Source organism: Alloacidobacterium sp. (genome assembly GCF_035631355.1).
GTDB lineage: Bacteria > Acidobacteriota > Terriglobia > Terriglobales > Acidobacteriaceae > Alloacidobacterium.
The window spans coordinates 1-12,715 of sequence record NZ_DASQIX010000034.1 but is presented as its reverse complement, the minus strand read 5'-3'; the positions used below and the strand labels follow the sequence as shown (position 1 = coordinate 12,715).

Sequence of the window (12,715 nt, the reverse complement as noted above, 5' to 3'; positions counted from 1 at the left end):
ACCGCAGCCTCCTCAGCAACAGGAATATCGCTGGTGCCCGCGCATAATACAGCAAGCGGCCCTGCGCTGGGTGATGCACCGGTCTGACGAAGTCCAATGACTCGAGCTTCGGTATGATATTCAGCTTCCGGAACCATCTGCTTCACCGCATCCCATGCGGCAACACTGGCGCGAGTCGCGATCACATCCCCTCCGGCGAGCGCCATGCGGGAAAAGATTTCGGCGACCTGCTCGGGCGTTTTTCCGGCGGCGTAAATGACTTCAGGAAGCCCGAGGCGCAGTGAGCGGTGATGATCGATCTTGGCGAAGCCCGCATCTTCAAAGGGCAGATGCGATAGCTTTTCGAGGGCCTCGGCGGAAGATGCGCTGCCGGTTTCGACCTGCTTCAGCAGGGCGAGGATGGCGTCACGCGTCATGCTGCTCTCCCGGAGAAAAACATTTCGCCACGGAGGACGCAGAGAGCGCAGAGGTTTCGCAAAGGAGTCATGCTTTCACCTTCGTGTCTGCGACTGTTGCCAGCGCGGCCTGCATGACCTGCTTCAATGGAATGTCATGCTCACGCGCCGCGCGTGCACAATCTTCATACTCGGGCATCCAGTTCAGGTCTTCGCCATCGCGCGACCCAATTTTGATGCGTATGCTGCCATACTCCGTTTCGACTTCGACGAAGCGGCGCTGCAGAATGACGCGGCTTTCCTCGTGAACGCGAATGCCGAGCGTTGTTGTTTCACGCAGCAGCAGATTTTCAAATGCCTTACGACGATCAGGGTGGCAAAGCACGGTGAGCAGGCTGCCCATGCGGGCTTTTTTCATCACGACCGGAGTGCACATCACATCGAGCGCGCCTTCTTCGAGAATGCGCTCCATGGCATGTGCCACAAGCTGCGGAGTCGCATCATCCACAGCACATTCAAGCACGGTGACACGCTCACCATCTGCTTTGTTTGAAGCAACAGCATCGCCGATGCTCAGGCGCAGCACATTGGGAAAGTCTTTTGGATTACGCGTGCCCGCACCATAGCCGATCACTTTTGTCGTGAGCACCGGAATATCTGTAAAGCTGCAGTCAAGCGCCTTGAGAAGAGCCGCTCCGGTCGGCGTCGTCAGTTCTTTCTGAATGCCAGTCGAATACGTCGGGATGCCTTTGAGCAGTTCCGCCGTAGCGGGCGCGGGAACGGGAAACGTGCCATGCGCGCAGTCGACGAATCCGCTGCCTACGTTCACTGCCGAAGCAAACCACTTATCGACATCAAGCGAACACAGTCCCGCTGCACCACAGACGATATCGGTTATCGTATCGACCGCGCCGACTTCATGGAAGTGAACCATCTCGACTGGTACGCCGTGAATCTTTGCTTCGGCATGAGCCAGCAGTTCGAATGCGCGCAGGGCAAGAGTAACTGTGTCAGATGGGAGAGACGCATGCTTGACAAGTTCGCGAATCTGTTTCCAGCTTCTTCCTTGAATGTGTCTATGCTCATGATGGTCGTGTGAATGATCGTGCTCGTGGTGGTGATCGTGGGAATGTTGGTGATGGGCCGCAGGTCCCGCTTCGTCGCCATGCGATTCCGGCCGGGATGACAATTCAGGGGAGAGATGTTTGTGCTCAGCGATCTCGCCGCTGGCTGCGTCGAGCACATCGACTTTGGTTGCCGTGATGCCGCTGCGGTCAACGGATGAGAATTTCAGGCTCGCGCCGATGTTCAGCGCATTTGCAGTTTCTTCAAGTAATGCTCGCGGAACACCTGCATCGATGAGCGCACCGAGCAACATGTTCCCGCTGATGCCGGCAAAACAATCGAGGTAACCAATCCGCATGAAGCGATCCGGGGCTGAAGCCCTTCAATCTCCTGTCGTATTCACCGGGCTAAAGCCCGGTGCTTGAATAGTCTCTTTTCAGAGAAACAATTACCTCAGCGGCTAAAGCCACATTCATTTTGCCGCACTTATGGCATGGCTGAAGCCATGCCCTTACGAAACCGATGAGCTTTTTCCCGCAAGCATTAAAGCCGTACCTCTTCAAAAATATCCAGCCCAATGCTTCTACTTGAAACCCCTATGAAGCTTTTTCCGAGGTTTTCATGAGTATATCGACCGGGAGAATTTCATTCATCGACCCGGAACGGTAGCCGTCACAGTCTACCGCAACATAATGGAAGCCTGCGGCGCGCACAGCTTTGCCCATCTGCCGGAATGTTGCGGGTGACAACGCCGAGGGCAACTCGGCTTCGGCAATTTCAATCCGCGCGATGTTACCGTGGTGGCGCACCCGGAAATTGCGTAATCCCAGATCGCGCAGCCCCTCTTCGGCCTCTTCCACCATGCGGAGCGCTTGCGGCGTTACACGGCGGCCATACTCGATACGTGATGACAGGCATGCGGACGCGGGCTTGTCCCATACGCGCAGCTCCGCAGCCCGTGCGAGCGCGCGGATGTCGGCCTTGGTTAGTCCTGCTTCCGCCAGTGGAGCGGAAACCGCATGTTCAGACGCCGCTCGCTGTCCGGGGCGAAAGTCTTTTTTGTCGTCGATGTTCAGACCGTAAGCAACTGCCGAGAAACCGAGACGCAGACGTTCTTTTTCGAGCACGGTGAAAAGCTCGTCCTTGCAATAGAAGCAACGGTTGGCCTGATTGACGGCATATTCTTCGCGCTCCAGCTCATCGGTCACGACCGTGCGCAACGGAATCGACTGCTCCTGCGCAAATTCGACAGCTTCGCGGTAGTGACGGCGCGGCAGGCTGGCCGAATCGGCGATGATCGCCAGCATCCGGTCGTTAAGTACGCGATGCGCGGCCCAGGCAAGATATGCGGAGTCAACGCCGCCCGAGTAAGCAACGATGATGCTGCCTAGCTCGCGCAATCGAGCTTCCAGCCGCCGCTGTTTTTCTTCCAGTTCCGTCATCAGCCCAGCCATTGGGGATTGTGGTACGTTCCGTCGAAGTTGTGGCTCGTCTTGTATAGCTCGAACTGACCGTTCTGCGCGACGGTCTCAGTTTTCTTCAGGATAGCGCTGACCTCTGTCTCGCTGAGGCCGTGGAAATTCTTTGCTGTATCCAGCGCCTGCTGCAAGACCTGCATGGAATCGCATCCTGTGATGACGACGCTGACGGGCAGGTGCATGGCATAGCGCAGGCACTCGACCGGAGTGATGGCATTGCTCTTGAGAATGACGCCGTCACCCATCGGTTTCATGCCGAGGATGCCCATGTTCAGCTTCTTTGCCACTGGGATGACTTTGCTGCCGAAGCTATCGAAATGCGCGTCCATCGCATTCAGAGGCATCTGGACCGTGTCGAAAGTATAGTTGTGCTTCGTTGCAGTCTCGATCATGTGCAGGTGTATCTCCGGGCTTTTGTGCCCGGTGAATCCAATAAAACGCACCTTGCCTTCTTTCTTCGCCTTTTCGAGATACTCAAGCGACCCACCCGCCGCAAAAATGCGCTCAGGATCGTCCATGCGAATGACTTCGTGCATCTGGATCAGATCGATATGGTCAGTTTGCAGGCGCTTCAGCGATTGTTCAAGCTGCTGCTGGGCGGATTGAACGGTGCGTCCGTCGAGCTTGGTCATCAGGAAAGCTTTTTCTCGGTAACCGTCCTTAAGTGCGATGCCCATCCGCTCTTCGCTCAGGCCATCGTTGTAGTCCCAGCAGTTGTCGAGGAAATTCAGGCCCGAATCAAGCGCAGTGCGGACAATGCGGGTGCTTTCGTCCTGCGAAACATAGCTCCTGCCGATGTGATGGCCGCCGAGTCCGACGAGGGAGACGCGAGCGCCGGTGCGGCCCAGTGTGCGGTAGGGCATGCCGGCTGTATCCGCAGCCTCAGCGTGAGATGCGAGCGTTGAGGCGAGCGCTGTGATTGCGGCTGACTTGAGAAATTCACGCCGTTCCATCATATTGCTCCTCAAGGCCATCCTACTCCTTGCGCGCAGGATGACGAATGGGATTCGCTTGATTCGATACATCAGTGCATGAATCTAGTGGGCCAGTTCCGAGCGCGATAGTCTAGGAGGGGATGGCCGTGTTCGAGCTACGATCGACCCTCACCCCAGAGGAACGGCAGCAGAGGCAGAAGCTGATACTGCGGGACACACTGGCTCTATCGAGTTTGCTCCTCATTGTCATCGTTCTCTTCTTTGTCACGCTGGCGCTGTTTCATTCCTTTACCATCCATCGCCAGAGACTCGCGAAGCGGTGGCTTGCACGCGGCGAGTATGCGCTGCACGCAGGTCAACCTCTTGCCGCGATTGACGCATTGCGGTCGGCCTTGGCCTACGCTCCTGATGATGAAACCCTGCAGATCGAACTAGCCGAGGCGCTGGCGGCAGATGGGCGCACGCAGGAAGCCGTCGCATACTTCAACACGCTGCTCGAATCGCGTCCGGGCAGCGGAATGGTAAACCTGCAGCTCGCGCGGCTGGCGGTTAAACAGGGCGAAGAAGCCAATTCGCTTGACCATTACGAGGAAGCGCTGGACGGAACCTGGGAAGGCGATGGTTATACCCGCCGCCGCGAGGTCCGGCTGGAATTGGCGCAATATCTCATAGACCGCAAACACTATGATCGCGCACGAAATGAGCTGCTGATCGCAGCGGGCAATGCGCCGGATGACATCAACGTTCAGCTGCAGATAGCTGGCCTGCTGGAAAGTGCGCAGGACCAGGCCAACGCGCTGCATCTGTATCGGAGAGCGCTGCAACACAGACCGGAGCGCCTGGCGGCGCTGGAAGGGGCAGGGCGCACAGCCTATGCACTCAATCGCTTTTTGCAGGCGAAGAAGTATCTGGAGCGCGCTCTCAACCATCCCGAATTTGAAAAGCAGCCCACCGAGGCTCAGGCGCATTTCCGCGACATGCTCGCCGATGCCGACCACATTCTGCTGCTGTTTCCGGGACCTGAACTGAGCCTTCGTGCACGTGCCGATCGTATTTTGAGCAACAGAAAAATCGCCCAGGAGCGGCTCGCAGAGTGCCTCAACACTAAGACTGCCGTTCTACCGGAGCTGCAAGCCCTGGCCGATCAATGGCAGCATCTGCCGGACAAGCTCAGCCTACTGCAACTGGAACAGGATCCGCAGCTTGAACAGACCATCATGCAACTCGTTTATCAAACCGAGCGGGTCACCAGCCAGCAATGCGGTGCTCCCATGGGCGATGATGCATTGCTGCTGAAAATTGCTGAAGCGCCTGAGGCAGTCGAGCAACTATGAGCGTGCAGCCAATACGGGAAAGCGCATCGCAACCCGCAAAACCGGCGGCGCGGCTGACACAGCTGGAGTTGGAAAAGATTGCGCCCACCCGCGATGATCGGCTCTTTCTCGTGCTGTCGATCTTTATTGGAGTACTGTCGGGCCTGCTGGTGGTTTCTTTCCGCATCGCTATTGAATGGATCAAGATTCTGACGCTCGGCTCGGCCCCGCACGCTGGTCAGTTTCGATTGATACTTGTTCCTGCTTTTGCCGGGCTGCTTGTTGCTGCCTTGGTGCAGCGTTTCTTTCCCGCGGCGCAAGGCAGCGGAATAAACCAGACCAAGGCCGCCTTATATATCTACAACGGCTATATCTCGTTCAAGACAGTCATCGGGAAATTCATCACCTCAGCGCTGGCCATCGGCTGTGGGCACTCGTTAGGGCCGGAAGACCCATCGCTGCAGATTGGAGCGGGCATTGCCTCAATGGTGGCACGGAAGTTGAATCTTTCAAGGCAGCGTCTGCGCCTATTCGCACCCATTGGCGCGGCAGCCGGCCTGGCTGCGGCTTTCAACACACCCATCTCGGCAATTCTTTTCGTCATTGAGGAGGTCATCGGCCAGTGGAGTGCCGCAGTGCTCGGCTCGATTGTCCTTTCCGCCATTTCAAGCGTGGTGGTTGCACGCTGGTTCTGGGGACCAGAACCCATGTTCCGTATCCCGCCAATTGAATTGCGCGACCCACGTGAGTTGATCGCCTATGCGGTGCTCGGCGTCGCGGGAGGGTTCGCCGCCCTGGCCTTCTCGAAATCTCTTGGCTACCTGCGACCGCGTCTGCGCGCTCTGCCGCGCTGGACATACTATTGCCAATCATGCGTGGCGGGCCTGCTGGTCGGCCTGATTGGCTTCTTCGGCTTCGCGCAGGTCATGGGGCCCGGCTATGAAGCCTTAGACCAAGCTATGCACGGCCAGTTTGCATGGAAGCTGCTGCTCGCACTGGCACTGCTGAAGATTCTGGCGACTACGCTGTCTTTTTCCAGCGGGACTCCCGGCGGCATGTTCGCACCAACGGTGTTCATCGGCGGCATGCTGGGCGCGTCCGTCGGCTCATTTGAGAAGCTGTTCTTCCCCCATTTGACGGGGACCGTTGGCGCATACGCGCTGGTGGGCATGGGCGTTCTCTTTGCCGGGTTCCTGCGCGCTCCGCTGACGTCCGTTTTTATGGTGATTGAAGTCAGCGGCAACTATTCGATTATCGTGCCCGTAATTCTGGCCAACATGATCGCCTATCTTATGTCGCGCGCGCTGCAGCCTACCCCCATTTTCGAGGTGCTTACGCATCAGGATGGCCTTGCGCTGCCTTCGATGGAAGAGGCGCGCGAAGAATCCGAGCTGCATCTGGAAGACGCTCTACGGCCGGTCGACGTGCCCGTAGTCAAAGGCAATCAGGCGATTGGCGAAGTGGCGTTGATACTTTCCGCGAGCCATGCGTCGGCCGTGCTCGTATCACTATGGGATGGCTCGTGGTACGCCGTGAGCATGGATGAATTGACGACCGCCAGCGCCGCCTCGACACGCGACACGCCGATTGAGCGCACCCTGCCAGCAGAGCGGTCCCCAGTCCTCTTCCCCGATATGCCGCTTGAAAATGCGCTCCGTTATTTTCCGCGCTGGCCTGTGCTCCCGGTCCTAAACCGCGCCAGCAGGGGAAAGCTTGAAGGCGTCATCACGCAGGATGACGTGCTTCGTTGTTATCAGGAACATTAGGGCCAACATTTTCGCTCTCTGACTCATCTACCTCGATAGAGAAAAATAGGCTCTCATCCGAGACAAGCTGGCCTCTTTTTACGTCTACCCCTGTGACCCACTGCAAGTATTTCCCTGCCAATTTGGGCGAGGTTGCTATTTTGAGCTCCACTGTTCTGGAAGTAAATTCCTCTACGCTTGTTCTTGAAGAGCGGATTTCGTGCCGGCCTCTTACGCTGGCGATCATCGATGTGGTAGCCCTCACGCTGCTTACACCGTCTGTCCTGCTCATCCATGGTTATCATCCTTTCGCGGATGATGCAGGCATCTACGTCGCTGGCATTCGTAAGATGCTGGACCCTTCAGTCTTCAGCATCGATGCGAGCTTTGTCACAGCGCATACGCGCCTCTCCATCTTCTCGCACCTGTTTGCTGAAACAATCAGGCTCTTCCACATCCCGCTTGAGATAGGACTGTTTGGCGCATATCTGCTGTCGATTTTTGTGTTTCTGCTTGGGTGCCTTAAGCTCTCACGGCGAATTTTCCGTGACACACATCTGCAGTGGGGCGCCACACTGCTTGCGAGTACTCTTTTCACACTTCCTGTAGCCGCCACCGCGCTTTGGGTCATGGACCCCTATGTGACCGCTCGCTCGTTTTCGACGCCACTCTCTTTGTTTGCAATTACTGCCTGCATTGACCGTGATTGGAAGCGCACTGCCCTGTGGTTTGCCATAGTCGCCGCACTGCATCCGCTTATGGCGGCATATCTGGCAGGATTTCTTGCGGCGTACGCCCTTATCAGCGGAAGGCACTGGCGCTGGCTCGCAGCCGCCTGCCTGGCCGCATTCTCCTGTTCCGCTGTCATTTATTTCGCCACACGCCACGCCACTCTTCCCGACGGATACCGGGAAGCGGCATTGACTCGCACGTATTTCTTCCTATCATTCTGGCATTGGTATGAGGTGCTTGGGCTTGTCCTTCCCCTCCTGCTCATGCTGGTGGCCGCCTTCCGCACTCACAATATCGTTGCCAGAAACCTGTGTTTCTCCTGTATCGCAATCGGCGCGACCGCATCTGCCGCCGCTGCCTGCTTTGTACACACCAGCGGCAGCTTTTTCCTGGCGCGCATTCAGCCGTTGCGCGCATTCCAGCTTATCTACATCGTCGGCATTCTGTTGCTGGGCGCATTCCTCGCCGAATATCTTCGCGGACGCCGTTCCCCCTTCGGAATGGCACTGCTTCTTTTTATTGCCGGATTGATGGCCGTGGCGCAGAAGCAGGTCTATACAGCATCCGCTCATGTCGAATGGCCCTTCGCTGCGCCACGCAACCCATGGCAGCAGGCCTTTCTCTGGATACGCGAGAACACGCCAAAGGACGCTGTCTTCGCGCTCGATTCAAATTACACAAAGGTAGCCTCGGAAGACACGCAGGGCTTTCGCGCCACGGCTGTACGGAGCGCTCTGGTCGACGACCTGAAAGACGGCGGCGTAGCGGCTATCTTCCCCGAGCTTGCGCAGCGCTGGAAAATTCAGCGCGACCTCGAAACGGGGCTCGACCAAATAGGCGACCAGGCAAGAATCGCGCGCCTCAAGCCTGCAGGCGTGACGTGGCTACTGTTAAATTCTCGCGCCAGCACGCAACTTGCCTGCCCCTACCACAATGCGGCTGTGATGGTTTGCAAGCTGCCGTAAGGCGGGGCACAGCGCTCAGGGCGCAGGACACAGAAAGAAATCCAATGGTCTGTCTTGGCGTGCCGTCGCGCAGACTTAGTTGATGGCTCTTCCGCCTGCCTCATTAATCTGGATCGTGCACTCTGATCTCTGCGCTCAAGTGCCCTGTGCCCTGTACACTGTGTACTCAGTAGCGTCTTTCCTTACATGCTGAGCCTGTATCAGAGACTCATCCTTGGTTTCCTGCTGCTGATTGCGCTTGTTGCCGGACTGGGTATGCTCGTCCGCCACTCATTCGTGCATCTTTCCGCGCTCGACGCACAGCAGCAGGCGGCGGACGGTGCCGTGAGCGCACTCTCGCAGGTGCAGGCGTCCATCGCCCGCGAGCAGGTGCTTACGGGACATATGGCATCGGCTCCCGATCGCAACCTCTACACATTGATGCTTGCCCAAGGCGAAATTACCGGGCAGCGCATGTCCACTGCGGTAAAGACACTCGCACAGGACGAACCTGCACTCTCGCTGCAGAACGTTCAGCAGAAGCATGCGCACCTTCTCGAACGGCTCAAAGCCGCAGCGCCTGACACATGGCAGCGCTTCGCATTCGAGACACTGCGTCCGCAACTGGATGAAATCGACCAATCCATTTCTGATGATTTGAGGACGCTCTTCAGCAGCCGGGCCGCTCTCATGGCCAATCTCGATCACCAACGGTTCATGCTGCGCGCGCGCCTTATCGCAGCTTCCGGCATCAGCATCATGGCCGCCATAGCTATCGGCTTTATATCGATGCTGTTCGTTATCCTGCCCATCCGCCGGACGGCGCATACGGTGCGCCTCATTGGGCAGGGCGACCTGCACCAGCGCATCGAATGGCGCACACGTGACGATCTCGGCGACATCGCGAACGAGATCAACCGCATGGCCATTCGCCTGCGCGACCTGCGTGAGACGGAAGCCGGCCGCCGCCAGATGGAACAACAGCTGAGCGACGCTGTTGTCCAGTCCATCTTCGAGCCGGTCATTGTCACCGACGCGAAGGGCCATGTGCTGAAGCTGAACCAGGCATCTAGCGAACTGCTCGGCAAAGCCGCAACTGACAGAATGGCGCTGGCCAACACTCCGGGCGGCGAGAAAATTCTCAATGCTGTGCGCAATGCGGTCTCCATGCAGCGCGCCATGACGGGCGAAGGCGACGCGACACTGCTTCCCATGCGCATCGGAAGCGCGCAGCGCAGCTACCGTCTGCGCACCTCGCCTATGCGCGATGGCGATGGCAAGCTGCTGGGCGCGGTCACTGTGCTTGAAGATGTCACCGAACTGCAGGACATTGACCGCTTCAAGACTCGTTTTCTCGCTGTGGCTTCGGAAAAGCTTCGCGGCCCTCTTGAACGCCTGCGTCTGGCAATCTATACGCTTATGCGCGGCCATGCCGGCGAGCTGCGACCTCTACAGGCGGAGATTCTGGAAGGTGCGAGCGACGAAGCTGAAAGGCTCGACGACCTGATGGCCGATCTGATTGAAGTCGCCGAGCTAGACACCGGCCGTCGCCAAATGAAGATTGAGCGCCTGCGCCCGATCGATGTCCTTGACGACGCATGTCATCGCTTCCGCGAGCAGGCCCGCGAGAAGAAGATTGAAATTCTCGTCAACGCATTCGCCGATCTTTCTCACATTCAGGTGGATCGTCGCGCGCTGCGCAGTATTATGGACAACCTCCTCTCGAACGCAATGCGCTACACCCCCGCTGGCGGACACATCCGGCTGGAAGCCTCTGAGTTGAAAGAACGTATTCAGTTCGTCGTGCGCGACAGCGGTCGCGGGATCGAAGCGGAGCGTCTCCCTACCATCTTTGGCCGCTTCGCGGACAGCTCAGGGTCAGGCACCGGCCTCGGCCTCGCACTGGTTCGCCGCCTGGTGGAAACGCTCGGCGGCCAGGTCTCAGTCGAAAGCCGACTCGGCCAGGGAACGACCTTCAGCTTCACGCTGCCCATAGCAACCACAGCGCCTTCGCGCCATCAGGTGGAGATTGGCTGACATGTGCGCACAAATTGATCTCGGCACAGATTCCCAAACCCCTTCACAGGAGCGCGCGAAATTGCGTGTTTACCTCGGTGCCGCCCCCGGCGTGGGCAAAACCTATCGCATGTTAGAAGAGGCCCACATTCTGCGGAAGCAGGGCACCGACATCGTTATCGGACTTATCGAAACACATGGGCGCGCGGAAGTCGCTGCTCTCGTCCGCGACCTCGAAACTATTCCGCTGAAAGAGATTGAATACCGCTCGGTCAAGCTACAGGAGATGGACGTTGACGCCATCCTGGCGCGCCATCCCGCAATCTGTATTGTCGATGAATTGGCGCATACGAATGTTCCCGGCTCGCGCAACCGCAAGCGTTATGAAGATGTTCTGGATCTGCTGGACGCCGGCATCAATGTAATGACGGCCTTCAACGTCCAGCACCTTGAGACGCTGAATGACGCCGTGTCGCGCTCGGCCAGCACGCACATCCGCGAGACCGTGCCTGACAGCATTCTGAAGCGCGCCGATGAAGTTGTAACAGTCGATGTTACAGTTGACGAGCTGCGGACACGCCTGCGTGAAGGCAAAATCTATGCCCCGGAAAAGATTGAGCAGGCATTGGCCAACTTCTTCCGCAAGGGTAATCTCAACATGCTGCGCGAACTTGCGCTGCGCACAACCGCGGAACAAGTCGGTACCGCCGCCTCCGAATACCGCCGCACTCAAGGCCTGGAACAAGCGCCGATGCCGGAAAAAGTGCTGGTCTGCATCTCGCCACGACCCGGCACTGAGCGGATCATCCGTGCCGGCGCGCGCATTGCCGGACGCCTGGCAACGAATTGGTACGCCGTCCATGTGGAAGCGCCTGGAACTGACCTGCGCAACAACGACCCCGGCGCGCAGCAGCGGATGGAAGAATACGAGCGCATGGCCCGCGATCTTGGCGCAAAGGTCATCGTGCTTAAAGACAAGAAAATTGCGGACGCGCTGATCGATTTCACCAAGCGCGAGAACATCTCTCACGTGGTATTCGGCCAGTCGGCGCGCTCACGCTTCGACATCCTGCTGCATGGCTCGGTCATCAATCGCTTTCTTGCCGAGGTCCGCGACACCACCGTCCAGGTGGTGCCTATGAGCAAGGAAAAGCGCTGACGCTACATCAGCTGCTCGATCCTGTTTACCCCACCCTCTATTTTTGTAAGTTCCTCGTTTCTATACAAGTTACAGTGCTTCTCTCTCTACGATCCGGCGGCGTAATTTTCTTCGCACTTTGAGAGCTGGCCCCTTATTTTTTTGGCAAGTTCCTCATTCTATTGTTGTTACATCTTATTCTAGCTAAATTACTCATTCTGAACGGATTGCGCCAGCAAAAGCAAAACGCCCGTGGTGCGGGCGTTTCTTCAGAAAGCTTTGCTTCATTTTTATAGTAGCAGGCGTGTCAAGCGGCGACTGATAAGCAAATTACTCCCACCTCTCGTTTGCAGGTTTACTTAATTCTATTAAGATAAGCAGCAATAAGCATTCAATAAATGCGCCAACCCCAACCACCCACATGTTGGCAGCTGCGAGGTAATCACGAATTGCCCAAAGAGCGATAAGATGAACCAATACCCCAACGACGAGGACTACCAGCGTTGTTGGACGCTTAAGCTCTTTCCTTTCTATTATCATTGTGGTTCCGAACGATGTAGCGGTAAGTACGCCCGCACGCAGAGGAAGATCAATAGAAGGTAACCATCGTGAAATGATTCCTAATATAACGATGATCACAGCAATGATAATGCTGAAATACTTTAGAAGAGCCTTTTCCTGTCCTTTGTCATCAAGATGATCTGGATGGCCGTTAATGGGTGTCATGGCGTACATCCTTCGTAGGTGTCGATTGCTTCATTGAAAGCGTGAATACCCTGATAGGCAGTAAATCCGACTCCTATAACCCCTGCAGGGCGGGTGGCCCAGATCTCAAAGTTCGCCTCCAACGAATGAGGGTGCCCCACGTCTCGCAGAGACGTGGGATTCGGCAGTGGTACGCTCTCGCCATCCACTCCGATTCAATTTCAACCATAGGCTTCTCTTGGATAGCAA

General features: G+C 57.0%; 9 protein-coding genes and 1 pseudogene. 5 read left to right on the top strand and 5 right to left on the bottom strand.

The features are described 5' to 3' along the window. From VEV40_RS06120 to VEV40_RS06105, 4 genes and pseudogenes are all read right to left on the bottom strand, one after another. Positions 1–416, bottom strand: a pseudogene (locus VEV40_RS06120) (1-(5-phosphoribosyl)-5-amino-4-imidazole-carboxylate carboxylase); the annotation flags it as partial. Positions 417–483: 67 nt separating this feature from the next. After that, positions 484–1,818 carry a nickel pincer cofactor biosynthesis protein LarC gene (gene larC, locus VEV40_RS06115; protein WP_324830891.1) on the bottom strand — a complete coding sequence of 445 codons (1,335 nt, stop codon included), beginning with the start codon at positions 1,816–1,818 and terminating at the stop codon, positions 484–486. Between the two features lie 238 nt (positions 1,819–2,056). Continuing rightward, the gene (larE, locus tag VEV40_RS06110; protein ID WP_324830890.1) at positions 2,057–2,902 is read right to left on the bottom strand and encodes an ATP-dependent sacrificial sulfur transferase LarE; all 846 of its coding nucleotides are present in this window, start codon (positions 2,900–2,902) and stop codon (positions 2,057–2,059) included. After that, on the bottom strand, positions 2,902–3,894 hold the full coding sequence (locus tag VEV40_RS06105; RefSeq protein WP_324830889.1) for an aldo/keto reductase: 993 nt from the start codon (positions 3,892–3,894) through the stop codon (positions 2,902–2,904). Before VEV40_RS06105 ends, larE begins: the two co-directional genes overlap by 1 nt. Before the next feature lie 125 nt (positions 3,895–4,019). Between VEV40_RS06105 and VEV40_RS06100 the strand changes: the two genes are divergently transcribed. The 5 genes from VEV40_RS06100 to VEV40_RS06080 all read left to right on the top strand — a co-directional run bounded on the left by VEV40_RS06100 (position 4,020) and on the right by VEV40_RS06080 (position 11,782). Next, a complete protein-coding gene (locus tag VEV40_RS06100) occupies positions 4,020–5,207 on the top strand; it encodes a tetratricopeptide repeat protein (RefSeq protein WP_324830888.1) in 1,188 nt (395 codons plus the stop codon). Beyond that, the gene (locus VEV40_RS06095) at positions 5,204–6,952 is read left to right on the top strand and encodes a chloride channel protein (RefSeq protein ID WP_324830887.1); all 1,749 of its coding nucleotides are present in this window, start codon (positions 5,204–5,206) and stop codon (positions 6,950–6,952) included. The genes VEV40_RS06100 and VEV40_RS06095 overlap by 4 nt, the downstream gene beginning before the upstream one ends. A gap of 140 nt (positions 6,953–7,092) precedes the next feature. Further along, positions 7,093–8,628, top strand: a complete 1,536-nt coding sequence (locus tag VEV40_RS06090; RefSeq protein ID WP_324830886.1) for a hypothetical protein — start codon at positions 7,093–7,095, stop codon at positions 8,626–8,628. Between the two features lie 186 nt (positions 8,629–8,814). Then, positions 8,815–10,644, top strand: coding sequence for a sensor histidine kinase (locus tag VEV40_RS06085; protein WP_324830885.1), 1,830 nt, complete (start codon positions 8,815–8,817; stop codon positions 10,642–10,644). 1 nt (position 10,645) lies between these two features. Further along, complete coding sequence (locus tag VEV40_RS06080; RefSeq protein ID WP_324830883.1) at positions 10,646–11,782, top strand: universal stress protein; 1,137 nt, start codon at positions 10,646–10,648, stop codon at positions 11,780–11,782. A 309-nt stretch (positions 11,783–12,091) separates the two neighbouring features. Here VEV40_RS06080 and VEV40_RS06075 read toward each other — a convergent pair whose 3' ends face one another. Next, positions 12,092–12,487 carry a hypothetical protein gene (locus VEV40_RS06075; RefSeq protein ID WP_324830881.1) on the bottom strand — a complete coding sequence of 132 codons (396 nt, stop codon included), beginning with the start codon at positions 12,485–12,487 and terminating at the stop codon, positions 12,092–12,094. Between the last annotated feature and the right edge of the window lie 228 nt (positions 12,488–12,715).

Bases quoted from the DNA above. Each gene is read 5' to 3' on its own strand.
- larC (WP_324830891.1), bottom strand. From the start codon at position 1,818: ATGCGGATTGGTTACCTCGATTGTTTTGCCGGCATCAGCGGGAACATG.
- larE (WP_324830890.1), bottom strand. From the start codon at position 2,902: ATGACGGAACTGGAAGAAAAACAGCGGCGGCTGGAAGCTCGATTGCGC.
- VEV40_RS06105 (WP_324830889.1), bottom strand. From the start codon at position 3,894: ATGATGGAACGGCGTGAATTTCTCAAGTCAGCCGCAATCACAGCGCTC.
- VEV40_RS06095 (WP_324830887.1), top strand. From the start codon at position 5,204: ATGAGCGTGCAGCCAATACGGGAAAGCGCATCGCAACCCGCAAAACCG.
- VEV40_RS06085 (WP_324830885.1), top strand. From the start codon at position 8,815: ATGCTGAGCCTGTATCAGAGACTCATCCTTGGTTTCCTGCTGCTGATT.
- VEV40_RS06080 (WP_324830883.1), top strand. From the start codon at position 10,646: ATGTGCGCACAAATTGATCTCGGCACAGATTCCCAAACCCCTTCACAG.
- VEV40_RS06075 (WP_324830881.1), bottom strand. From the start codon at position 12,487: ATGACACCCATTAACGGCCATCCAGATCATCTTGATGACAAAGGACAG.